We start from the raw sequence: 22896 nt of genomic DNA on the forward strand, positions 1-22896 counted from the left end.
CGGCCATCTCAGTTATGCTGGGGTTTTACCTTGCACAGTGCCCGCCATGATCGTCCACTCATTAAAATGTTTCGGCGCCGCCCCCGGTGGCGGCAATGCGGCGCTGGTCGTGGAAAACGACCACGCCAGCGAAACGCAGCGCCAGGCCTTTGCCCGCGAACGCCAGGTCAGCGCCTGCGTCTTCCTCGACCGCCAGGCGGACGGCGCGGAGGGATGCCTCGTGCTCGACTATTTTTATCCGCACACGCGCAGTCCCCTGTGCCTGCACGCCACCTTGGCGGCCGCGCATGTGCTGCTGGCGGCGCCCGGCGCGCCGGCGGCGCTGACGGTGACGACCGCCATGCACGGGCAAGCCCTGCAGCTGGTGCGCCGCGCGGAGGGATTGTTCATCGGCCTGGCACCGCAGCCGGCGCCTGCCGTCCTGGTGGAAAAGTATGTGCCGTCCGAGCTGATGGGCCAGCACATGCACTTGCTGTCGCCGCCCGTGGTCGCGTCCGTCGGCAGCCCGAAGCTGCTGCTGGAAGTGGCCGACCGCACCACCCTGCGCGCGCTGCGGCCGAACCTGGAATTGATCGCCGACTGGAGCGCCTTGCACAAGGTCAACGGCTGCTATGCATATTGCCGCACGGGCGAGCACGAGTACGAGGGGCGCAACTTCAACCACCTCGACCCGGCGCTGGAAGACAGCGCCACGGGCGTGGCGGCGGGCGCGCTGGCAGCGCACTTGCAGCAGTCGCTGCGCCTGCACCAGGGCCATGTGACGCAGCAACCCTGTCTGATCGAAGTGCAATACAGCACGCAAGCGATCTGGGTGGGCGGCATGGTGCAACGCAGCACCTGAATGGGGCATGCCGCACCAGCACAAGGCAAGCCAGGCGGTGGCCAAAAGATAATCAACCAGGAAACAACAGTTACAGCAAATTTGTAATAACAAAACAAAGTATCGCTGGTGAATGCTGAAATGATGGCACTAGAATCAAGTCACGAATCTTGCTCATCAGCCACTTGGAGATACTGCGTGCCGACCCTCACCACCTTGCGTCAAGCCATCCTCATCAGCCTGTACGGCAGCGCCGCCCTGGCCGTTTTCAGTCCTGCCGCCATGGCCCAGAACACGGAAGCGGCCGCCACGGAAGGCCCCGTGCAAACGGTCAGCGTGGTCGGCTCGCGCCGGGTCGCCAGTTCCGCCACGGATACCATGGTGCCGGTCGATATCATTCCCATTTCCAAGGTGGCCGAGCAAGGCGGCCAGTTTGATCTGGCGCAATCGCTGCAATACATCTCGCCCTCGTTCAACTCCACGCGCCAGACGGGCGCCGACGGGGCCGACCTGATCGATTCAGCCGCCCTGCGCGGCCTCGGTTCCGACCAGACCCTCGTGCTGGTGAACGGCAAGCGGCGCCACACGACGGCGCTCGTCAACCTGTTCGGCGCGCGCAACCGCGGCAACACGGGCACGGACATGAATGCGATTCCCTTGTTGGCGATCAAGAACGTGCAAGTGCTGCGCGACGGCGCCGCCGCCCAGTACGGTTCGGACGCCATTGCCGGCGTGATCGACATCGAACTGAAGAAAAGCCTGGGCTGCGAAGCCGTGGCCGGCTACAGCCAGTATTCCGCAGGCGACGGCAAGAATTACATGACTTCCGCCTATTGCGGCATCGCGCTGGGCGACAAGGGCACCCTGGCCATCACGGGAGAATACCTGGACCGCGGCCGCTCGAACCGGGCCGATGCGGACAGCATGCGCATCATCGGCGACACCAAATCCAAAAACAAGACCCTGTACGTGAATGGCGACTACGCCACCAGCCCCACGGGCAAGCTGTACTTCACGGCCGGCGCGCAAACGCGCGACGCGTCCAGCGCCGCGTTCGGCCGGGGCGGCATCGGCAGCGACGACATTCCATCGCGCAATTCGGCCGCCATGTATCCGGACGGTTTCGTGCCTTTCATCAATGGCAAGATCGACGACCAGTACGCCACCATCGGCCACCGCAGCCAGATCGGCGAATGGCATGCTGATTTTTCGCAAACCTATGGCTACAACAAGATGCGCTACGACATCAGCAACACGCTGAATGCCTCGATCGCCAACCTCGACCTGATGAACGGCGGCAAGGGCGTCAGCCCCAGCCGTTTTGATGCGGGCGGCTTTTCGTTCCAGCAACTGACCAGCAACGCCGACTTCAGCCGCTACTACGACACGGTGATGCGCGGCATGAACGTGGCCTTCGGCGCCGAATACCGCAGCGAGGAATACAAGATCATGGCCGGCGAACCGGGCTCCTACAACGACGCCGACGGCGTGGGCGTGGGCGGCAATGCGGGCAGCCAGGGCTTTCCCGGCTTCCAGCCCGGCGACGCCACCAAGGCCAAGCGCCACAGCATCGCCGCGTATGGCGACGTGGAACTGGACTGGACGGAACGCCTGAAAACCCAGGCGGCCCTGCGCTATGAGAAATTCAGCGATTTCGGCTCCACCGTGACGGGCAAGCTGGCCGCCAGCTATAAAGTGGCACCCAACGTGCTGCTGCGCGGTTCGGCCAGCACGGGTTTCCGCGCGCCATCGTTGCAACAAGTGTATTTCTCGTCCACCTTCACCGACTTCATCGGCGGCGTGCCCACCGACGTGGTGCTGGCGCCGAATGGCGGCGCCGTCGCCAACGCGGCCGGCATTCCGAAGTTGAAGGAAGAAAAGTCGACCAGTTTTACCTTCGGCACCACCTGGACGCCGACGCAAGCCATTTCCGTGACGGCCGACTTGTACAACATCAAGATCAAGGACCGCATCGTGCTGTCGGGCCGCTTCAATGCCGACAACTACCCGGACTTGGCCGCGCGCCTGGCCCTCCTGGGCGTGGGCGAGGCGCAATTCTTCGTCAATTCCATCGACACGCGCACGCGCGGGCTGGACCTGACGGCTTCGCACAAGGGAGAATTAGCCGGCAACCGCCTGAACACCTTCCTGGCCTTGAATTTGAGCAAGACGGAAGTGACGAAGGTCAAGACGCCCGCCTCGCTGACGGGCTTTGAAGACGTGCTGCTGTCCGAGCGCGAACGCCTGTTCATCGAACAGGGCGGTCCGCGCGCGAAAGCCACCCTGGGCTTCGACTACATCACGGGCAAGCTGGAATCGGACTTGCGCATCATTTATTTTGGCCCGCAAACCCTGGGCACCTTCAGCGGCACGGCCGAAGGCGTGCCGAATGCCCGTTACGCAGCCAAGACGTCCGCCGACCTGAGCTTCACCTACAGTATCAGCAAGAATACCAAGCTGACCTTTGGCGGCAACAACATCTTCAACGTCAAGCCCACCACGCAAAACGCGGACGAGACGGACAACGGCTTCAAGTACGACAGCGTGCAGTTCGGCCTGAACGGCGCCTCGTACTTCGGGCGGCTGTGGGTGAAGTTCTGATCACTCTGCCCGCCTGAAGAAACAGCGGCTGCGCCAGCATGGGCAGCCGCTGTTTTTTAGTTAAGCCGAACAGTTCAGCATCCACTGCACCCCGAACTGGTCCGTCAATTTACCGTAATAATCGCCCCATACCTGGATGGCGAGCGGTGTCGTCACCACGCCTTGATACGCCAGCTTGTCAAAAAGCTGTTTCGTTAACTGCCTGTCATGCATTTGCAAAATATGTGCGGACCCGCGCATGGGCTCGGCATCGTCATTGTCAGAAGCAAAAAACAACACGCCTGGTCCTTCAAATCGGGCATGCATGATTTTCCCGCGCATGGCTTCATGACGGAGCGGCATGCCATCCACGCCAAAGCGCAAGACATCGCTTATCTTGCCCAGCCCGCATTGCGTGTAGAACGCCAAGGCTTGTTCGCAAGTGGTAGTAAAGAAAAGATAATTGGATAATTGCATCAGCTCATCCTTGCATCAGGTTAGGCAAAGCGAAATTGACGGAGCGGTCACCGGCAGGAGATTCAGATGCCGTCAACCGTCCAGCAGTGGCTGCAGGCAGCCCCCATGGAGGATAGCCAATTATCCATCCGAAAAACTCATGCATTGTCACGAAAACACCGGTGAGCGCCGATGGACGCTGCCCCCACAGACACGGATATCGCGTCAACGCCCCTGCTGCTCCAGTTTTCGCACAAAGTCACTTTTCCGGCCATCCCACAGGCATTTCCGGCATCGGCCTGCCTCGAACACGTGCTCACACCGTGGCAAGCCATAGATGACAGAGGCGCATTCCGGGCACAGGCTGGCCATGCCTTCGGCGTCGTCACGGTATCGGCTGCCGCATTCGTCACAGGTTTTCACAGCTCATACACTCCCATACTCCAGTACCGGCTGCCTTGCCTGTTGCGGGCAAGCCAACCCAAGGCCTGCAACTCCTTGCCGATCAATCGATTCATGATGCCATGCCCGACCAGCAGCACGGGCCCCCTGGCGGCGAGCGCAACCAGCCGCTCGGCGGCGGCCCTGGCGCGCCGCCGGGTTATCTGCAACGAGTCCGATCCGCGCGCATAACCGAACAACCAGAGCAGGCGAAAAATCGCTGCCCAGGCTTCAGCCGGCAGCCAAGGGGCCTTCCAGAGCGCAAAGGGCAACCCTGCTTCAGAGAACATCGCCTCTTGCATGAATGGCAAGTCACCCAATGCCCTGGCCGATGAGCATGCCCTCGGTGCCGTGCTGGCCACGATGGTCGACGCGGAAAGCGCTGCCGCAGCGCACTGCGCAGGGATGCCACCTTCTTTGATGATCGATTGATTGTAGAGATTAATCCACTGTCCCATTTGCAGCGGCGCTATCCAGCGCCCTTTGGCGAGTCGGGGCTCGCCGTGTCTCATTAATGTTATTCGCATGTCCAGTCAGATCGCCTCGCACATTTATCCGTCCGCTTCATGGGGGAACCTGCCCCTTGCCTGCCCTGCCGGCCTGGTCTTGCGGCTCCCCGCCAGCACGGCCGCCGCGAACAATCTTTGCCCTGCGGCGGAAAGCACGGATAATAGCGGCTAACTCATAAGCACAGTATTGGATTACCTCATGGAAATTAAAGTCAACTTTCTCGACAAGCTGCGTCTCGAAGCCAAGTTCGACGATTTTACGGTCATCGCCGACCAGCCCATCCGCTATAAAGGCGATGGTTCGGCGCCCGGCCCGTTCGATTACTTTTTGGCATCATCGGCACTGTGCGCGGCCTACTTCGTGAAGTTGTATTGCGATACGCGCAATATTTCCACTGAAAATATCCGCCTGTCGCAAAACAATATCGTCGATCCTGAAAACCGCTACCAGCAGATTTTCAAGATCCAGGTCGAGTTGCCGGCCGATATCTCGGACAAGGACCGCCAGGGCATCCTGCGTTCGATCGACCGTTGCACGGTAAAAAAAGTGGTGCAGGCGGGGCCGGAGTTCGTCATTGAAGAAGTGGAGAACCTGGACGCCGATGCCCAGGCCTTGCTGGCCTTGAATCCCGCCCCTGGCGCAAGCACCTATATCGTCGGCAAGGACTTGCCGCTGGAACAGACGATCGCCAATATGTCCAGCCTGCTGGCTGGCCTGGGCATCAAGATTGAAATCGCTTCATGGCGCAACATCATTCCCAACGTGTGGTCGCTGCACATCCGCGATGCGCATTCGCCCATGTGTTTCACCAACGGCAAGGGTGCGACCAAGGAAAGCGCGCTGGCGTCGGCCCTGGGCGAGTATATCGAACGCCTCAGCAACAACCATTTCTACGCCGGTTCGTTCTGGGGCGAAGACATCGCCAACGCGGATTTTGTCCATTACCCGAACGAGCGCTGGTTCAAGCCGGGCCGCAAGGATGCGCTGCCGAAGGAGATTCTCGACGCCTACTGCCGCGACATCTACGATGCCGATGGCGAGCTGCGCGGCTCGCACCTGATCGACACCAACTCCGGCAACGCGGAGCGCGGCATCTGCTCGCTGCCGTATGTGCGCCAGTCCGATGGCGAGACCGTGTATTTCCCATCGAACCTGATTGAAAACTTGTACGTCAGCAATGGCATGAGCGCCGGCAACACCCTCGTCGAAGCACAGGTGCAATGCTTGTCGGAAATTTTCGAACGGGCCGTCAAGCGCGAAATCATCGAAGGCGAGATCGCCCTGCCCGACGTGCCGCAGGAAGTGCTGGCGAAATATCCGGGCATCCTGGCCGGCATCCAGGGACTGGAAGAACAGGGTTTCCCCGTGCTGGTGAAAGATGCGTCGCTGGGCGGCGTGTATCCGGTGATGTGCGTCACCCTGATGAACCCGCGCACGGGCGGCGTGTTTGCCTCGTTCGGCGCGCACCCGAGCCTGGAAGTGGCGCTCGAGCGCAGCCTGACGGAATTGCTGCAGGGCCGCAGCTTCGAAGGCCTCAACGACTTGCCGCAACCGACGTTTGCCAGCGAAGCCGTCACCGAGCCGAACAATTTCGTCGAGCACTTCATCGATTCCAGCGGCATCGTCTCGTGGCGCTTCTTCAGCGCCAAGGCCGATTACGATTTTGTCGAGTGGGATTTTTCCGGCCACGGCGAAAACTCGAATGCCGAGGAAGCGGCGACCCTGTTCGGCATCCTCGCCGGCATGGGCAAGGAAGTCTACACGGCCGAGTATGACCAGCTGGGCGCCACCGCCTGCCGCATCCTCGTGCCCGGTTATTCCGAGGTGTACCCGGTCGAGGATTTGATCTGGGACAATACCAACAAGGCGCTGCTGTTCCGCGCCGACATCCTGAACCTGCACCGCCTGGACGATGCCAGCCTGGAAGACTTGCTCGACCGCCTGGAAAACAGCGAGCTCGACGAGTACGGCGACATCGCCACCCTGATCGGCATCGAGTTTGACGAAAACACGGTGTGGGGCCAGCTGACGACGCTGGAATTGAAGCTGCTGATACAGCTCGTCCTGCAGCAATTCGAGGAAGCGAAAGAGCTGGTGGAAACCTTCCTGCAGTACAACGACAACACGCTCGAGCGCAAACTGTTCTATCAAGCATTGAACGTGGTGCTGGAAGTGGAACTCGATGACGAGCTGGAGCTGGACGATTACGTCGTCAATTTCCGGCGCATGTTTGGCGACGCCCGTATGGATGCGGTGCTGGGCTCGGTGGACGGCAGCGTGCGCTTCTTCGGCCTGACCCCGACCAGCCTGCAACTGGAAGGCCTCGACCGGCACCAGCGCCTGATCGACAGCTTCAAGAAATTGCACGCGGCGCGCGCCAAGGCGGCCAAGCGCTAGGACGAAAAACCGGGGCCTTCGCGCCCCGGCGCAGGGATCAACCCTGCGCGACCGCATGGAAAAGAGACCATGGCCACACTGGAATTCTGGTTCGACTTCGGCAGCAACTACAGCTACCTGAGCGCCATGCGCATCGATGCGCTGGCGCATGAAAAGAAGGTGCAAGTGATCTGGAAACCCTTCCTGCTGGGCGTCGTCTTCAAGGCGCTGGGCTGGGAAACGTCGCCGTTCGTCTTGCAAAAAATCAAGGGCGACTACACGTGGCGCGACATGACGCGCCAGTGCGAAAAGTATGCATTGCCATGGCAGCAACCGAGCTCCTTTCCCCGCACGGCCCTGCTGCCCATGCGCGTGGCCCTGGTCGGTGCGGACCAGGGCTGGATCGCGCCGTTTGCGCGCCGCATGATGGCGATGAATTTCGCCGAAGACCGCGACATCGACAACCTCGAAGCCGTCAGCGAGGCCTTGGAAGGGCTGGGCCTCGATGCGCGCGCCATCGTGGCGCTGGCTTTGACACAGGACAACAAGCTGCGCCTGCGCCGCCAGACTGAGCAGGCGCAAGCGTTGGAGCTGTTCGGCGCGCCCAGCTTCCTCAGCGACGGCGAACTCTTCTGGGGCAACGACCGGCTCGACGATGCGCTGGCGCATGCCGCCGCCCTCCCCTGACGATAATCAGCCGGCCAGCGCCGCGATTTCCTTCTGCATGTTTTCAATGGCCCGTTCGTTGTACTGGTTGGCAAAGTATGCATCGCCGAACAGCTGGCCCGCCTGCGCCTTGCCGCACAGATGCTGCAGCGCCAGGCCCCGCTGCTCGTTGAAGCGCACGGGGTCCACGTGCGCGTATTCGCGGCCGATGGCTTGCGTGTAGGCTTGGTACACCTCGTCATCCTGGCCCAGGATGGCCAGGTCGGCGCTGAGCATGGCGTCTTTCAGCGGGTGGCTGATGCCCGGTCCCTGGAAATGATCGGTGACGCGTATCAATTGCGCCACATCAAGGTTGTCGCCCGCATCGAGGCCGCTGGCCAGCCACAGCTGGGCGCTCGCCTCTTCGCTCGAATACAGGGCGTCGTCGTCGTGGCTGTAGACGGCGTCGTGGAACCAGAACGCTTTCTTGACCAGCGCGCTGTCGCGCTTGGGCGCATAGGTATTGTCGGCCCACACGCGGATTTCGGACAGGCCGTGCACCAGGTGGTCGAGGTTGTGATAGTGGCGGTCCGCGCCGCCATACGCCTGCGGCCCCGTCAGGTGGGCGAACCAGTGATCCGCCAGCGCGATATCCGCTTGCGAGGCTGTCGCATAGTTCCACAGCGCTTCCCACTCCTTGCGCAGGCAGTCGAGTATCCACGCTTGGTAGGCCGGGCCGGGGACGAATTTCTTCATGGTCCAGTTCCAGCCGACGGGGCCTTCCAGCGCCTTGACGAAGCTGGAGCTGACGGAGCCGAGGTCGCGCGGCGGCATGACGAAAATCGTCTTGGCGCCCTGCAGCACGTCCACATTCGTTTGCTGGATCAGGTTTTCATAGTCGAAATCGGCCGTCGTGCGGATGCCGCGGATCAGGTAGTCGCAGCCATGCTTTTTCGCCGCGCGCGCCGTGTAGTCGCCCTTGACGATGACCACCTGTACATTGTCCCAGCCGCACTCGCGCGCGCTCTGCTCGATGATGCGCTTGCGGTCTTCGGCGGGAAATTGCGGCTTCTTGGCGGGGTTTTGCGACAGGAACACGATCACCTCGTCGGCGAGCGAACGCGCTTCGCCGATCACCCACATATGGCCGTTGGTGATGGGGTCGAGGGTTCCTGAAAATCCGATCTTCTGCATGCTGCGCTCCGTGGTCTGGTTCTGCTTGTTTCGCAGACAATATAGGGCCACGGCGCGCGCGTCAATGCAACATGCCAAAGATCATGGTCAAAATGCTCATTTCACGGCTTGCGGGAATTCCACGCGCACGCACAGGCCGCCCAGGCGCTCGGATTTGTCCAGCACCAGGCGCGCGCCATGGCGTTCGGCGATGGCCTTGATGATGGCCAGCCCCAGGCCGCTGCCGTTGGCGTCCGTGCCGGGCACGCGGTAGAAGCGGCTGAAGACGCGCTCGCGCTCTTCGGGCGGGATGCCGGGGCCGCTGTCTTCCACGGATAACGTCACGCCGACGGGACTGGCGCGCAGGTCGATGTCGACCGTGCCGCCCTGCGGCGTGTACTTGATGGCGTTGTCGACCAGGTTGCGCAGCATGATGTTGAGCGCATCGGCCTGCCCCGCCACCTTGGCCGGATCCATGTGATGCAGGCCCAGGTCGATCTTGCGCGCCTGCGCGATGCCGGCCATGTCGCCCAGCGCGCGCTTGACGACATCGTTCAAATCCACCGCCTGCAGCTGGTCGCCGCTGGCGGCGCTCGCTTCCTGGCGGGCCAGCACCAGCAGCTGCTCGACCAGGCGCGTGGCCCGCTCGATGCCGGCGCTCACGCGGGAAATCGCCAGGCTGCGTTTTTCCTCGGATTCGGCCCGCTCCAGGCTCAATACCTGCAGTTTCAGGGCCGCCAGCGGCGTGCGCAATTCATGCGCGGCGTCGGCAACGAAATGTTGCTGCGCGTCGAACGCCGTCTTGACGCGCCCAAACAGCAAATTCAGTTCATGCACGAGGGGGCGCACTTCATCGGGCAAGCCCGCTTCCGAGACGGGAGACAGATCGTCCGCCTGGCGCGCCGCCACCTGCTTGCGCACGCGCGAGACGGGCGCCAGCGAACCGCTGACGACCCACCAGACGACCAGCATCAGAATAGGCGCCATCAGCGCGATGGGCCCCACCGTGCGCAGCGCCAGGCTGCCGGCCATGCGCTTCCTGACGGCCATGTCCTGGGCGATCTGCACGGTCTGGGAACTGGTCTGCACTGAAAAGATGCGGTACGTCGTGCCGTTGGCTTTCACGTTGGAAAAGCCCAGCACGGCGCGCTGCGGCAATTCCGCGCGCGTGATCGAGCGGAACACCTGCACGCCGTCCGGCGTCCACACCTGCACCACCATGTCGTTGTTGACGGGGTCGGCCGGCAACGCTTGCGCATGGTTGGCCAGCGGCGCGCCGGAGCGCAGCGACAGGGCCATCTGCTGCATGTGGTAATCGAAGATCTGGTCGGCGTCGTACAGGGCGCTGCGGTAGGCGATCGAGGCTTGCGCCAGGGCCGCCATGATGATGGCCGCCAGCAAAAACCACAGCAGGCGGCCGCGCAGCGAATGCGTCACCGTGACCTTCATCCTCATGCCTTGGGCACCATGTAGCCGAGGCCGCGCACGTTCTGGATCAGGTCGCTGCCCAGTTTCTTGCGCAAGCCATGGATATACACTTCCACGGCATTGCTGTTGACTTCATCCTTCCAGCTGTACAGCTTTTCTTCCAGCTGCGCGCGCGACAGCACGATGCCGGGGCGGGCGATCAAGGCTTCCAGCACGGCCCATTCGCGCGCCGACAGGTTGACCGGGTGGCCCTCGGCGATCACTTCGCGCGTCAGCGGATTGATGGAGACGCCCTGGTGTTCGAAGATCGGTTCCGGCCGCCCCGAGGCGCGCCGCAGCAGGGCGCGTATGCGCGCCAGCAATTCGTCGAGGTCATACGGCTTCAAGACGTAATCGTCGGCGCCCGCGTCGAGGCCCGCGATGCGCTGCTCGATGGCGTCGCGCGCCGTGGCCACCAGCACGGGCGTGTCAAGCTTGCGCAAGCGCATCGAGCGCAGCACGTCGAGGCCATCCTTGCGGGGCAAGCCCAGGTCCAGCAGCACCAGGTCGTAGGTTTGCGTCTGCAGGGCCGTATCGGCCATGTCGCCATCCTTGACCCAATCCACCGCGTAATGCTCGGCGCGCAGCAAATCGAGCACCACCTCGCCGATCATCGTATCGTCTTCTACCAGCAATAAGCGCATGCCCTACTCCTTCATCTTGACTGTTTTATCGACCTTGCATCCTGCGCCAGATCAACCGAGGCGCACGGGAATGAAGATCTTATCGGGGCCGCGCTGTATCAGCAAGGCCACCGACTTGGCGGATTTTTCCACCACGTCGCGCACCTGCTCGACCGTGTTGACGGGACGGCCATTCACCGACAATAGCACGTCGCCCGGCTGCACTCCGGCATTCGCGGCGGCGCCGCCCGCATCTTCCACCAGCAGGCCGGCGCTGATGCCCGCCTCGCGTTTTTCATCCGATTGTAACGGACGCAGGGCCAGGCCCAGCTTTACCTTGCCGGCGGCGCTGTCGCTCTTCGCCACTTCGGCCACCTTGTCGGCCGCATTGCCCAGGGTTGCCGTCAGGCTGACGATCTTGCCGTCACGCCAGACATCCATGCTGATCTTGTCGCCTGGCAAGGACGTACCCACCAGCGCCGGCAAGTCGGCCGAGCCGATGATGCGCTGGCCATTCACCTTGCGCACCACGTCGCCCGACTTCAGGCCCGCCTTGTCGGCCGGGCTGCCCCGCTCCACGTTGGCCACCAGCGCGCCTTCCGGCGTGGCCAGCTTGAACGAGTCGGCAAAGCCCTGGTTGACTTCCTGCACCGTCACGCCCAGCTTGGCGTGGCTGGCCTTGCCCGTTGCAACGATCTGGTCCTTGATGCGGCCGGCCAGGTCGATGGGGATGGCGAACGACAAGCCCTGGAAGCCGCCCGTCTGGCTGTAGATCTGCGAATTGATGCCGACCACTTCGCCGCGCGTGTTGAACAGGGGACCGCCCGAGTTGCCGGGGTTCACCGCCACGTCCGTCTGGATGAACGGCACATTGCTGTCGTCCGGCAAGGAACGGCCCTTGGCGCTGACGACGCCAGCCGTCACCGTACTGTCGAAGCCATAAGGAGAACCGATGGCCAGCACCCATTCGCCCACTTTCAGGTCGCTGGAATGGCCGAGCGGCACGATGGGCAGGTTGTTGGCGTCGATCTTCAGCACGGCGATGTCCGTCTTCGGATCCGTGCCCAGCACCTTGGCGCGGAATTCGCGGCGGTCGTTCAGCTTGACGGTCACTTCGCGCGCATCGCGCACCACGTGGGCATTCGTCATGATGATGCCGTCCGGACTGACGATGAAGCCGGAGCCGAGGCCGTGCGTGGGCACGTCGCGGCCACCGCGCTGCCCGCCTTGCGGGCCCTGGAAGCGGCGGAAGAATTCGAGGAACGGGTCGTTGCCGAAGTCGTCATTGCCGGCCTGGGCCGATGGGTCGTAGGCCACCTTGGTGCTGCCCGTGACGCTGATATTGACGACGGCCGGGCTGTTGCGCGCGGCGATCTGGCTAAAGTCGGGCAAGGCCACCAGCGGCGCGCTTGCTGCAGGCGCCACGGCGGCGGCCACGGGTGCGGCGGGAGTGCCTGCGGTGGCATTCGCGCCGGCATTGTTCTGATGCATCACCATGGCGCCACCGGCGCCCAGCACACCGATCGCGGCCAGCGCGGCTACGGTGCGTTTGATTTTCAGCGATGCGGTATTCGTTTGCTGTTCCATGAATTGCTCCTCATTCAATGAGATTTTGATGTATGCAATAGTGGGCCACGAGTCTTAGGCGGTGCTTAACATTTTTCCATTTGGAAACAGGCATTTGCGCCTTTAAGCGGGGTTTAATCTTGCGTGGCATGGGCAACCAATGGAAGCCCTGAATGCGGCCCGAACGGGCTCCGGACGTGACACTGGCCGGATCGACCGGCCAGTATTCTACTGCATGGGGAAGCGCTGTTCCCTCCCGCCGATGCCGGCGCGTGGCGCCGGGATCAGCTCAGCTCAGCTCAGCTCAGGCTGCCTGACGCTGTTCCAAAGTGCTGACGGTGGCGCCAGTGGTGGTGCCGATCTCGATCTTGCGCGGCTTCAGCGCTTCCGGCACTTCGCGCACCAGGTCGATGGTCAGCATGCCGTTTTCAAACGTGGCGCCCGTGACCTTCACGTGGTTGGCCAGCTGGAAACGCTGTTCGAAATCGCGGGCAGCGATGCCGCGGTGCAAGAACGTGCGCTCGACGCCATCCTTCTGCTTGCGGCCCGTGACGTGCAGGGAATCGCGTTCCGTGATGATGTCGATCTCTTCGCGCGAGAAGCCGGCCAATGCCATCACGATGCGGTACTTGTCTTCCGATACGAGTTCGATGTTGTAGGGCGGGTAGCTGGGCTGTGCATCGGCGCGCTGTTCGTTGAGCAATTGCGCCAGGCGGTCGAAGCCGATGGCGGAACGGTACAGGGGAGCAAGGTCAAAAGTACGCATGATAAATATCCTTTTCATTAAAGCGATAAGAGGGGCGGACCTCACCATGAGCATCCGCCTGTTACCGATATACGGCCTGCCAACGCCCTTTCAAGACCTTGAAATTGGCGAAAAACGCCCCAGACGGCAAAGAATTTGTAAGAAATTTTTACATGCCCCATCCAGAGATGGCTTGCATGACGCCCCTCATGCAGGGCCGGCTTTTGGTGTATGCTGGCGGCATGAACAATGACACCGACATCCAGCTCAGCGGCCCCTTCAAGGCCACCGACGGCTCCGGCCGTGCCCACGACATCAAAGCCATCCGCATCTTCGACGAAGGCTACGGCATCATCGACGTCTACGTCGATTTCGCCGCCCCGCTCGAAGCGGGCGCCTGCAAGGACAAGACCCTGGTCGGCCACATCCTGGCCCGCCTGCGCAGCCTTGGCTATGTAGGCCCCGACTTCGGCCATGGCGACCTGGGCTTGCAAGACAAGAAACTGATCGTCCTGGAAGCGCCCGAGGAATTTTCGGCCTTTGCCGTGAGCAAGGGCTGGAAGGATCTATCCGCCGAATTTGACGAAGACTGAGAACACCTGACCAAATCTACTGCGCGTCGCGCTTTGCGGCCGGCGATGCTCACCGTGCTTTAGCACGGCTGCGCTTCCCGGCCACAAATCACTGCCGCTCGCTACGATTTTGTCAGGTGTTGTAAAGTACCAATAGTATCCGCGCCGCGCCAGCTTCTGCTGCCGCGGCGTTTTTCATGGGCGACCGCTTGCTTACTTAGCTGATATAGCGCGCGCTCCAGGCGGCGATGACGTTGGCGACATAGGCCGCGTCATCGCGCCCCGTCAACAGGTGGTCGGCATCGTCGAGCGAAACGAAGCTTTTCGGGTGCTTGGCGGCCGTAAATATCTCCATCGCGTTCGACAGGCTGACCGTCGTGTCGTTCGGCGCGTGCATCACCAGCAGGGCGCGACGCAGGCCGGTGATGTGGGTCTTCAGGCTGTGGCTGCCTGCGTCGTCGACGAATTGCTGACGGATGCGGAAGGGCCGCCCTTCCAGCTGCACCAGCGCTTCGCCTTCGGCGGCGATTTGCTCCAGGTGCTCGCTGAACATGCGCGTCACGTACGCGGGCGTGCTGGGCGCGGCCAGGGTGGCGATGGCGGTGGCTTCCGGTACTTGCGACGCGGCGGCCAGCACGGCGGCGCCGCCCAGGCTATGGCCGATCAGCAATTGCGGCGCGGCATGTTTTACCCGCAGGAAATCGGCGGCGGCGACCAGGTCGTCCACGTTCGACGAGAAATTGGTGGCGGCGAACTCGCCTTCGCTGGCGCCCAGCCCCGTGAAGTCGAAGCGCAAGACGGCGATGCCGTGTTCCGTGAGACCTTGCGCGATGCGCCGCGCGGCCAGCACGTCCTTGCCGCAAGTAAAACAGTGGGCGAACAGCGCATAGGCGCGGATGGCGCCGTCGGGCGCATCGAGCCGCGCCGCCAGCACATGGCCGTGCGCGCCGGGAAAATCTTGCCGGGTGGATTTCATTGTCTCAGATCAAAGCTGCCGCGCAGGGCGGCCGAAGGCGCATTGTAGCGCCGCCCGGCCGGCGCCGCTGGCGGCTGGCAAGCTTCAATCACGCTTGGGAATATCCACGCCCCTGGCAACGGCTGGCCTGGCCAGGAAGGCGTCCAGCGCGCGCTGCACGTTCGGGAAGTTGGCAAAGCCGACGAGGTCGCCCGCGCCATAGAATCCCACCAGGCAGCGCACCCACGGGAAGATGGCGATGTCGGCAATCGTGTACTGGCTGCCCATGATCCAGTCGCGGCCCTGCAGGCGCTGCTCGAGCACGCCCAGCAGGCGCTTCGCTTCGCCGATATAGCGTTCCAGCGGCCGCTTGTCCTCGTAATCCTTGCCGGCGAATTTGTGGAAGAAGCCCACCTGGCCAAACATGGGGCCGATACCGCCCATCTGGAACATCAGCCATTGGATCGTTTCATAGCGCAAGCCCGCGTCCTGCGGGATGAACTTGCCCGTCTTTTCAGCCAGGTACAGCAGGATGGCGCCCGACTCGAACAGGGCCAGCGGCTTGCCATCGGGACCATCCGGGTCGAGGATGGCGGGAATCTTGTTGTTTGGATTGAGGGACAGGAAGGCGGGCGACAGCTGGTCGTTTTGCTCGAAGCTGACCAGGTGCGGCTCGTACGCCAGGCCCAGCTCTTCCAGCAGGATGGAGACCTTGATGCCGTTCGGCGTCGGCAGCGAGTACAACTGCAAGCGCTCGGGATGCCGGGCAGGCCATTTTTGGGTGATGGGGAAGTCGGAAAGTTGGGACATGGAAATCCTTTTGAGGTGTATGACGTGGCACAAGCAGGCAAGTATAGCCAAGCATGACAGTTTCAGCAGGACAACGCATTCAGCCAAACAAGCCATGCAAAAACCAGCGCGGCGCGGCATCTTCTCCGCTGCCGGCGATGCGTTCGCGGTAAACCCAGTAATGGGCGTGATCGAGTCCTTCGGCAATGAAATAATCGCGCGCCTGCGACTGCCCCCACCAGCCCGCCTCAATGCGTTCGGCGACGGACACCATTTTCAACGGCGAGCCATAAAACGGCCGGTGTTCGCGCATCAGGAGGGCGATGGGCTGGGCCAGCAGCCAGCCGGGACGGGGCATGCCGGACAAGCCGGGCGGCAAGTCCGGCTGCGCGTTTTGTGCGCCTGGCCTGGCCGGCAGCGGCAGCCACTGGTTGGCCGCCTCGGGGCGGTAATCGGCGCGCGGCGCCGCCTGCAAGACATTCTCGGCGCCCAGGCGCGCCACCAGCAATTCCAGCAAGCGCTGGCGCTCCTGCGGCGTGCCGCCCGGCTCGGGGAACAGGGTGTCGCTGGGCGGCGCCATCGGCTGCACCTGCAGCGCTTCCAGGGTGAGGCCGATCACGGGCGCGTCCAGCACCAGCTGCGCCAGGCGCTCCTTGAGCAAGCGCAATAAATGCTCGTCGCGCCAGACGGCCTCGCCCAGGGCCAGGTCGATGACGGTGGGCGGGCGCGCCACCCTGCCCCGCTCGTGCGCCAGCAGCAATTGGATGCGTTCGACGGCGAATTGCCGCGCGCACAACCAGCCCGTCATTTGCTGCAGCAGGCGGCGCGCGCCGAACAGCAGCGCTTCCGCGTGCTCCACGCGGTCGAACAGTTCCAGGCTGGCGCAAAACGTGGGCGGCGCTTCGAGCCACAGGTACAGTTCCGTGCCGTGGCCATGCGCATCGTCGAGCATGCCGAGCAAGGCCCCGCCGCAACGGCGCTGCAAGCCGGGCCGCGGCAAATGGCGCAACTGTCCCAGGGTGCGGCAGCCGATGCCGTCCAGCCATTCCAGCCAGGGGCGCGCGGGCGGCAGCAAGGCGCACGGCAGGCGGTCGAGACGGCGCACCAGGCTCTCCATGCCCAGCACGCGGCCCCGGCGCGTCCCGGCGCGCGCCAGCAGCCAGGCGCCGCGCGCCGTGGGAGCGCACGACAGCTGGGCCGTGTAGCCCAGCGCGCGTAAGCTGGCCGCAATCTGCCGGCACAGGGCGCGCACGCCGCCGAACAGGCGCAGGCTGGCGCCCGCATCGACGAGCAGGGTCGCTTCCTCGCCCTGCGCCACCAGCGGCGAATATTGCAGCAGCGCCAGCGCCACCGCTTGCAGCGCCTGCGCCTCCCGTTCCAAAGAGCGTTCGTGCAGGCGCGCCTGCGGCGCCAGCATCAGCGCGCCCGCGCGGCGCATGCCCGGCCGGATGCCGGCCGCCCGCGCCAGCGGCGACACGGCCATCACTTGCTCCTGCTCCAGCACCACGCCGAGAAGGTCAGCCGACCAGCGCGGGCAAAACACTTCGAGCGGGAGCCGGGGCAGGTACAGGCCGATCCAGAGTCGCATGGCGTAGCAGTAATGAAGGAGGTTGCAGGGGCAGGAACAGGGGCGCGTCGCGCTGCGGTCCCCGGCGCTTGATGAAGCCGATCTCGATGCCGCCGGCGGCCGGGCGCACGGACAGGCGCAACGGCGCCGGCGACGCATCCTGCGCGCCGTGCAGCGGGCGCAGCATGCAGAACAGGGTGTTGCCGGACTGCGCGGCCAGGTGCAGGCGGCGCAGGCTGTCGGCGCGCACGTGCGGCTGCCAGAACAGCAAGGCGCCGCACGTGCCGCTGCGCAAGATGTTTTCCGCCGCCCACAGGGCATCCTTGCTGCCGGCGCTCTTGAGCCACAGCAGTTGCGACGGGGCCAGCCCATGCGCGGCCAGGGCCAGCGCCTGCGGCGGGTGGGGCGGCTGCAGCAGCACGATGGGCAAGCCCGGCAGCTGCGCCAGCGCAGGCGCCAGCAGCCGCACTTCGCCGCTGCCCGGCTGCTGCACCAGCAGATCGATGAGGCTGCCGCAGGGCCAGCCGCCGCCGGGCAGCTGCGCGGACAGGGCGGCAAAGCCCGTGTCCAGGCAGCGCGTGGCGCCCTGCCCCAGCTGCGATGCGCGCCACAGGGACGGGTGCAAGGCTTCCGGCGAGGCCATCAATTGGGAATGTTGCATAATTGAATATGAAGATGAATACTGTATGCATATACAGTACTATCCAGTCCCCCTTTTGGCAAGGCATATCTGCGCATCCCCATCCGGGGGCCGTCCCGCGACGTCCGAAAAACACCGTTTTTCACATCGATTGCTGTACCATAAGCACTCTCCTTACCGCTCGGCAATGCACCGGGCGGCTTCCTCCGTCCATAAGGAAACGCATTTGACCACCATCCAACTCATCAGCGCCATCGTCTTCGGCCTCGCGCTCATCCATACCTTCGCCGCCAAGTCGTTTGAAACATTATCGCGGCGCCATCCCCGCCATGCGGGCTTGCTGCATTTGCTGGGCGAAGTGGAAGTCGTGTTCGGCTTCTGGGCTTTCATTTTGATCATCATCATGGCCTTTGTCTCGGGCGGCGATGCGGCCATCGAGTATGCCGAGTCGCGCCATTACACGGAGCCGCTGTTCGTCTTTGTCGTCATGGTCGTGGCCGCCTCACGCCCCGTGCTCGACGCCGTGCAGCGCCTGTTGAAGGGCGTGGCGCGCGTGATGCCGCTGCGCACGGAACTGGCCCTCGTCTGGCTGGGCCTGGCGCTCGTGCCCCTGACGGGCTCCCTGATCACGGAACCGGCCGCCATGACCCTGGCCGCGCTGATGCTGGCGCCGCAAATCTTCCGTCCGGGCATCCCTGAATGGCTGAAATACGGTGCGCTGGGCGTGCTCTTCGTCAACGTTTCCATCGGCGGCACCCTCACCTCGTACGCGGCGCCGCCCGTGCTGATGGTGGCCACCACGTGGAACTGGGACAGCGCCTACATGGCCACCCATTTCGGCTGGAAGGCCGCCATCGCCGTGCTGGTCAACGCCACGGGCGTGAGCATATTGCTGCGCAAATATCTGCACAGCAACACCTCCGACATCAAGCCGAAGGCTGGCGAAGTGGAAGCGCCGAAAGTGCCGCTGGCCGTCAGCCTGGTGCACATGATCGTGCTGGCCGGCGTCGTCACCCTGGCGCACCATCCGGTCCTGTTCATCGGCCTGTTCCTGTTCTTCCTCGGCTTCGTGCAGGCGTATGAGCGCTATCAAAGCCCGCTGATCCTCAAGGAAGGCTTGCTGGTCGGCTTCTTCCTGGGCGGCCTGGTGGTGCTGGGCGGCATGCAGCAATGGTGGCTGCAGCCCATCGTTTCGAGCCTGAAACCGCTGGCCCTGTTCTTCGGCGCCCTGGGCTTGACGGCGATTACCGACAATGCGGCCCTCACCTACCTCGGTTCGCTGATCGTCGGCATGACGGACGAAGCGAAATACATGCTGATGGCGGGCGCCGTGGCCGGCGGCGGCCTGACCGTCATCGCCAATGCGCCGAACCCGGCCGGCGTGGCCCTGCTGCGCCGCGGCTTCAAGGATGAATCGATCGGCGCCGTCGGCCTGCTGGCGGGCGCCCTGCTGCCGACGGCCGTGGCGGGCCTGGCCTTCCTGGCCCTGTAAGACACTACACGGGGCGGCTGCCGGCCGCCCCTGTTCTCCCTCGTTTTCCCTCCTCAGTTACCTTCCTCAGTTTCCTTCATACACGAGGAAATGCAGCCGGTCATAGAACAGGCTGTAGGCATAGTCAAACGTGCCCACGCTGCGAAAACCCTTGTGCAGATACACTTGCAGCGCTTCGCTCTTTTCCCACACCGTCAAGGTGATGCGCCCGCAGCCCTTGCGGCTGGACAGGTCGCGGATTTCGTGGAACATCTGCCTGAATAAACCCTGGCCCCGGTATTTTTCGTCGATGGCCAAGCTGCTGACGAAACAGTCGTCGGCGCGCGCATGCGCGAGCACGAATGCGTCATACGCATCGTCGAGCGCCTTCATGTCATCGCGGTAATACGAGACGGCGCCGCACGCCTGGAACTCGTCCATCGTCGCGGCCGTGAAAAAGCCGATGAAGCGCCCGTCCTCGTCATGCAGGCCGTGGATATGCGCCAGGTAAGGGTCGATGTTCTGCCGCCGCTGCAATTCAACGAACTGCAGATTGAGTTTATTGCCGAACGAACAGTATTCCAGGTAACTGGTGGCAAACAGCAATTTGGCCATGCGGTTCTTCGCCTCGTCGCCCAGCAGCTCGCCCGGCACCAGCGTGAGCGGCGCATGCGACAGCAAGCCCGCCTGAGCCTGAACTTCGTCACCTGGCGGGAAGGCATCTCCGGCGGTTGGCATGCGGCTGCCGTGGCGGCCCACGGTGGGGCGCCAGAAGTTGCCGGCGGCAATATGCTGCGAACGATGGGCCAGCAGGTAGCGGCAAAAGACGTCATTCACGCGGTCGAGCTGCGGATCGTCCGACAGCACCGAGTAATAGTGGAAATGCTCGATATCCGCCCGCAATTGGGCAGCATACGCCATGCGCGGCACTTCCTCGATATCGAACACGTCGACGATATTGGGCAGGATCAAAGGATCGTCGAGTTGCCAGCCGATTTCGTCGAGCCGCGCCACGCAGCGCGCATACGCGCGCCGTTCCTCATCGCTCAAGGGGATGTGCATGTCGGTAATGATATCGTCCAGCAAGCGCATGCCGCGGATGCCGCCCGCCACCGCTTCCCGCGCGCCGTCATACAGCACGCAATAGCGCTGGTAAAACTCGGCATGGCTGAGCAGGGTAACGCCCAGGTTTTTCTTCCATTCGGCATAAAACTGGCCGAACAGCCGCGCCTCGAATTGCGGGCAGGAACGGGGAATCTGCCGGTCGATGTCCGCATACGCGCGGTTCACATTGCGCTGGATCACACGCAGCGCCGCATCGTTCTTCTTGGCGATCAGCATGCCCGTTTCATCGAGAAACAAATTCATCCAGCTGACGTGCCGGCGCTCTTCGCTGTCATCATCCTTGCGCTGGAAATAATCGGGCACTTCCGGCTTCATCAGGAAAATCGTCGCCGGATTGTGCGGGATCGTATCGACATCCATATACAGGCCGCCGTATTCGCACATGATGAGGATGCGGAAATAATCGGACAAGGTGGCGAAATAGCGCTGCGTATGCAGGGTATCGAGGATATCGAAGCGGGCCGGCGCGAAGTCCAGCGCCAGCGCGCGCAGCGAATTGATATGCAGGGTCGTGCCGCCGATGTCGTAGCGGCCTATCGTGTAGCGCCCGGCGCCGCCCGTGGGGCTGAATCGCTCGTCATCGCGCAGCTGCTGCGCGTCCCACACCCACAGGATGGAGACATACGGCGCGCCGCCGTTGCAGCGCACGTCGTCGAGCGCCGCGCCCCACTGCTGGATCGCCTCGCAGGCGATGGCCGGCAAGGGCCCGCCCATCCAGATGCGGTGCAGGTAGCGCTCGTCCTCGCCGAGCGCGCGCGTGGGGATGCAGCTGAGCGAGGAACAGCTTGCCGCATTGAAATGGTTGAAGTTCAGGGCGACGAAGCTGCGCAGGGCCGCGATGCCCGCCTGGTGCTCCGCGGCCAATTGCTCCAGGTTGCTGCCAGCCGGCCTGACATCGGCCAGGGTGATGTAATCGAGTTTCAGCCGGTTGATGCGAAACTCGTATTCCAGGTTGAAAATCTTTGCTTGATCGTGTTTCGAGGCCAGGTCATCTATTTTCATGGGCGCACCATTTTCCGCAGGAGAGTGTCAATAAACGTCGCAGGAGATAAAACAAGGTCGACAACATGCGCATCGTTGCGCCATCAGTGCCGGGCGAGCAGCACCTCGCTTTCCCGGCGCCCCGCCATGCCCCGTGTAAACAGCAGCAGGCAGGCCGTGATGACCACGATGACGGGGATATTCAGCAGCGCATACGTTTCCAGCGCATAGCCGAAGCGCTGGCACAGCACGTTGTACAGCTGCAGCCAGGCGGACAGATAAATGCAGTACAGCAAGCTCATGGCGGCCGTCGTCAAGGTCATCGATTCCTTGCTGGCCGTGAGCGCGCTGCGGATCAGGGCGCCGTTGAACAGGCCGAAACCGATGGAATAGACAAACATGCAGGCCGCAAACACGTCGACGTGGTGGCGGCCCGCGCCGGCGCCCAGCATGCCGGCGGCCGCGATCAGCCCGCCCAGGCGCAACAGGGACACGAGGGGGAAATCCTGGCGCAGGCGCTGGATGGCGATGCTGCTGAGCACAAAGCCGGACAAGATCACGCATTGCAGGGCGATATACGTGGCGTAGGAGGCGCCCATTTCCTGCAGCACGAAGAGGGGTGAAAAGCCGATCCAGGCCGTCAGGGGCACGGTGGCCAGCCCGGCCGTGAACATGCCGAACATGAAGCGCCGGTTGCTGAAAATGGCGCCATAGCTGCGCGCGATGGCGCCCAGGTCCAGCCGCGCGACCCTGGGGGCCGCGCGCGGCATGGTCTTGCACAGGCCGAGCAAGGACAGCAGCGCCAGCAGGCCGGAGAGGAAAAACACGTAGCGCCAGTCCAGCCGGCTGATGATGGCGCTGCCGAGGATGGGGCCGGCCAGGGGCGCGAGGATGGTGGTGCTCGACAGAATGCTGCTCAGCTTGACGGCCGCCATGTCGTCGAACAGTTCATGGATCATGGCATAGCCGACGAAGATGAAGCAGCAGCCCATGCCCTGGATGAAACGCGCGACGAGAAATTGCTCGATCGAAGCGGTCAATGGCACGGCCAACGTGGCCAGCAGGAACAAGGTATTGCCGGTCAACACGAGCTTGCGCTTGCCGATGGCGTCGGCCAGGGGCCCGAGGAAAATCTGTAGGGAACTGCCGCCCAGCAGATACAGGCTCAGGGACAAGGGGACGAATTTCGCCTCCGCCTGGAACTCGCCGACGATGCCCAGCATGGCCGGCATGATCATGTCGTTGGACAGATAGATATTCAGTTCAAAGACGAGGAAAAACGCAAAAAACCACAGCAACTGCTTGGACTTGATGGACATGGCGCGTTCCGTAACGTGGGTGGCTGCCGTCAGTGCGTACCGGCTGTCGGGGCATGGGACGGCGGACACGACTTC

Annotated in this window: 19 protein-coding genes; 6 read left to right on the forward strand and 13 right to left on the reverse strand. The window is 63.2% G+C overall.

Going from position 1 to position 22896, the window contains the following annotated elements:
* The first annotated feature begins 46 nt into the window (after positions 1–46).
* Positions 47–841 carry a PhzF family phenazine biosynthesis protein gene (locus tag OX460_RS10500; protein ID WP_289898608.1) on the forward strand — a complete coding sequence of 265 codons (795 nt, stop codon included), beginning with the start codon at positions 47–49 and terminating at the stop codon, positions 839–841.
* A 177-nt stretch (positions 842–1018) separates the two neighbouring features.
* Complete coding sequence (locus OX460_RS10505) at positions 1019–3421, forward strand: TonB-dependent receptor (RefSeq protein ID WP_289898609.1); 2403 nt, start codon at positions 1019–1021, stop codon at positions 3419–3421.
* Between the two features lie 60 nt (positions 3422–3481).
* On the opposite strand, the gene OX460_RS10510 is transcribed toward OX460_RS10505, so the two are convergent.
* Both OX460_RS10510 and OX460_RS10515 read right to left on the reverse strand, forming a co-directional pair.
* The gene (locus OX460_RS10510) at positions 3482–3877 is read right to left on the reverse strand and encodes a glyoxalase/bleomycin resistance/extradiol dioxygenase family protein (protein WP_251350369.1); all 396 of its coding nucleotides are present in this window, start codon (positions 3875–3877) and stop codon (positions 3482–3484) included.
* Positions 3878–4275: 398 nt separating this feature from the next.
* Positions 4276–4809 (reverse strand): histidine phosphatase family protein, encoded by a 534-nt coding sequence (locus tag OX460_RS10515; RefSeq protein WP_251350368.1) that lies wholly within the window; start codon positions 4807–4809, stop codon positions 4276–4278.
* Between the two features lie 196 nt (positions 4810–5005).
* On the opposite strand from OX460_RS10515, the gene OX460_RS10520 reads away from it, so the two are divergent.
* Both OX460_RS10520 and OX460_RS10525 read left to right on the forward strand, forming a co-directional pair.
* Positions 5006–7204, forward strand: coding sequence for an OsmC domain/YcaO domain-containing protein (locus OX460_RS10520; protein ID WP_289898610.1), 2199 nt, complete (start codon positions 5006–5008; stop codon positions 7202–7204).
* Positions 7205–7273: 69 nt separating this feature from the next.
* Positions 7274–7870 (forward strand): 2-hydroxychromene-2-carboxylate isomerase, encoded by a 597-nt coding sequence (locus OX460_RS10525; RefSeq protein ID WP_289898611.1) that lies wholly within the window; start codon positions 7274–7276, stop codon positions 7868–7870.
* Between the two features lie 6 nt (positions 7871–7876).
* On the opposite strand, the gene coaD is transcribed toward OX460_RS10525, so the two are convergent.
* The 5 genes from coaD to OX460_RS10550 form a co-directional block, all read right to left on the reverse strand.
* Positions 7877–9022 carry a pantetheine-phosphate adenylyltransferase gene (coaD, locus tag OX460_RS10530; protein WP_289898612.1) on the reverse strand — a complete coding sequence of 382 codons (1146 nt, stop codon included), beginning with the start codon at positions 9020–9022 and terminating at the stop codon, positions 7877–7879.
* A gap of 96 nt (positions 9023–9118) precedes the next feature.
* Complete coding sequence (locus OX460_RS10535; RefSeq protein ID WP_070291769.1) at positions 9119–10450, reverse strand: ATP-binding protein; 1332 nt, start codon at positions 10448–10450, stop codon at positions 9119–9121.
* Between the two features lie 2 nt (positions 10451–10452).
* A complete protein-coding gene (locus OX460_RS10540) occupies positions 10453–11112 on the reverse strand; it encodes a response regulator transcription factor (RefSeq protein WP_034783312.1) in 660 nt (219 codons plus the stop codon).
* 51 nt (positions 11113–11163) lie between these two features.
* Positions 11164–12678, reverse strand: coding sequence for a Do family serine endopeptidase (locus OX460_RS10545; RefSeq protein ID WP_099668404.1), 1515 nt, complete (start codon positions 12676–12678; stop codon positions 11164–11166).
* A 283-nt stretch (positions 12679–12961) separates the two neighbouring features.
* Positions 12962–13423 (reverse strand): Hsp20 family protein, encoded by a 462-nt coding sequence (locus tag OX460_RS10550; protein ID WP_034783311.1) that lies wholly within the window; start codon positions 13421–13423, stop codon positions 12962–12964.
* Positions 13424–13644: 221 nt separating this feature from the next.
* Between OX460_RS10550 and OX460_RS10555 the strand changes: the two genes are divergently transcribed.
* Positions 13645–13995, forward strand: a complete 351-nt coding sequence (locus OX460_RS10555; RefSeq protein ID WP_099668403.1) for a hypothetical protein — start codon at positions 13645–13647, stop codon at positions 13993–13995.
* A 196-nt stretch (positions 13996–14191) separates the two neighbouring features.
* Here the strand turns inward: OX460_RS10555 and OX460_RS10560 are convergent, their stop codons facing one another.
* From OX460_RS10560 to imuA, 4 genes are all read right to left on the reverse strand, one after another.
* Entirely contained in the window at positions 14192–14950 is a 759-nt protein-coding gene (locus OX460_RS10560) for an alpha/beta hydrolase (protein ID WP_289898613.1), read from the reverse strand.
* An 84-nt stretch (positions 14951–15034) separates the two neighbouring features.
* Positions 15035–15739 carry a glutathione S-transferase N-terminal domain-containing protein gene (locus OX460_RS10565; RefSeq protein ID WP_251350362.1) on the reverse strand — a complete coding sequence of 235 codons (705 nt, stop codon included), beginning with the start codon at positions 15737–15739 and terminating at the stop codon, positions 15035–15037.
* 79 nt (positions 15740–15818) lie between these two features.
* The gene (locus OX460_RS10570) at positions 15819–17306 is read right to left on the reverse strand and encodes a DNA polymerase Y family protein (protein WP_289898614.1); all 1488 of its coding nucleotides are present in this window, start codon (positions 17304–17306) and stop codon (positions 15819–15821) included.
* Entirely contained in the window at positions 17236–17946 is a 711-nt protein-coding gene (gene imuA, locus OX460_RS10575; protein ID WP_289898615.1) for a translesion DNA synthesis-associated protein ImuA, read from the reverse strand. The genes OX460_RS10570 and imuA overlap by 71 nt, the downstream gene beginning before the upstream one ends.
* 205 nt (positions 17947–18151) lie before the next feature.
* Between imuA and OX460_RS10580 the strand changes: the two genes are divergently transcribed.
* Positions 18152–19417 (forward strand): putative Na+/H+ antiporter, encoded by a 1266-nt coding sequence (locus tag OX460_RS10580; protein ID WP_099666919.1) that lies wholly within the window; start codon positions 18152–18154, stop codon positions 19415–19417.
* Positions 19418–19483: 66 nt separating this feature from the next.
* On the opposite strand, the gene OX460_RS10585 is transcribed toward OX460_RS10580, so the two are convergent.
* Together OX460_RS10585 and OX460_RS10590 are read right to left on the reverse strand one after the other, a co-directional pair.
* Positions 19484–21523: a GNAT family N-acetyltransferase gene (locus OX460_RS10585; protein WP_289898616.1), complete on the reverse strand. Its 2040-nt coding sequence runs from the start codon at positions 21521–21523 to the stop codon at positions 19484–19486.
* An 83-nt stretch (positions 21524–21606) separates the two neighbouring features.
* On the reverse strand, positions 21607–22821 hold the full coding sequence (locus OX460_RS10590; protein ID WP_289898617.1) for an MFS transporter: 1215 nt from the start codon (positions 22819–22821) through the stop codon (positions 21607–21609).
* Between the last annotated feature and the right edge of the window lie 75 nt (positions 22822–22896).

This window comes from Janthinobacterium sp. SUN033, assembly GCF_030397595.1.
GTDB lineage: Bacteria > Pseudomonadota > Gammaproteobacteria > Burkholderiales > Burkholderiaceae_D > Janthinobacterium > Janthinobacterium kumbetense.

Coding starts and splice junctions, on each gene's coding strand:
- coaD (WP_289898612.1), bottom strand. CDS start 9,022: ATGCAGAAGATCGGATTTTCAGGAACCCTCGACCCCATCACCAACGGC.
- OX460_RS10585 (WP_289898616.1), bottom strand. CDS start 21,523: ATGAAAATAGATGACCTGGCCTCGAAACACGATCAAGCAAAGATTTTC.
- imuA (WP_289898615.1), bottom strand. CDS start 17,946: ATGCAACATTCCCAATTGATGGCCTCGCCGGAAGCCTTGCACCCGTCC.
- OX460_RS10550 (WP_034783311.1), bottom strand. CDS start 13,423: ATGCGTACTTTTGACCTTGCTCCCCTGTACCGTTCCGCCATCGGCTTC.
- OX460_RS10540 (WP_034783312.1), bottom strand. CDS start 11,112: ATGCGCTTATTGCTGGTAGAAGACGATACGATGATCGGCGAGGTGGTG.
- OX460_RS10500 (WP_289898608.1), top strand. CDS start 47: ATGATCGTCCACTCATTAAAATGTTTCGGCGCCGCCCCCGGTGGCGGC.
- OX460_RS10565 (WP_251350362.1), bottom strand. CDS start 15,739: ATGTCCCAACTTTCCGACTTCCCCATCACCCAAAAATGGCCTGCCCGG.
- OX460_RS10545 (WP_099668404.1), bottom strand. CDS start 12,678: ATGGAACAGCAAACGAATACCGCATCGCTGAAAATCAAACGCACCGTA.
- OX460_RS10535 (WP_070291769.1), bottom strand. CDS start 10,450: ATGAAGGTCACGGTGACGCATTCGCTGCGCGGCCGCCTGCTGTGGTTT.
- OX460_RS10560 (WP_289898613.1), bottom strand. CDS start 14,950: ATGAAATCCACCCGGCAAGATTTTCCCGGCGCGCACGGCCATGTGCTG.
- OX460_RS10510 (WP_251350369.1), bottom strand. CDS start 3,877: ATGCAATTATCCAATTATCTTTTCTTTACTACCACTTGCGAACAAGCC.
- OX460_RS10520 (WP_289898610.1), top strand. CDS start 5,006: ATGGAAATTAAAGTCAACTTTCTCGACAAGCTGCGTCTCGAAGCCAAG.
- OX460_RS10570 (WP_289898614.1), bottom strand. CDS start 17,306: ATGCGACTCTGGATCGGCCTGTACCTGCCCCGGCTCCCGCTCGAAGTG.
- OX460_RS10515 (WP_251350368.1), bottom strand. CDS start 4,809: ATGAGACACGGCGAGCCCCGACTCGCCAAAGGGCGCTGGATAGCGCCG.
- OX460_RS10590 (WP_289898617.1), bottom strand. CDS start 22,821: ATGTCCATCAAGTCCAAGCAGTTGCTGTGGTTTTTTGCGTTTTTCCTC.
- OX460_RS10525 (WP_289898611.1), top strand. CDS start 7,274: ATGGCCACACTGGAATTCTGGTTCGACTTCGGCAGCAACTACAGCTAC.
- OX460_RS10555 (WP_099668403.1), top strand. CDS start 13,645: ATGAACAATGACACCGACATCCAGCTCAGCGGCCCCTTCAAGGCCACC.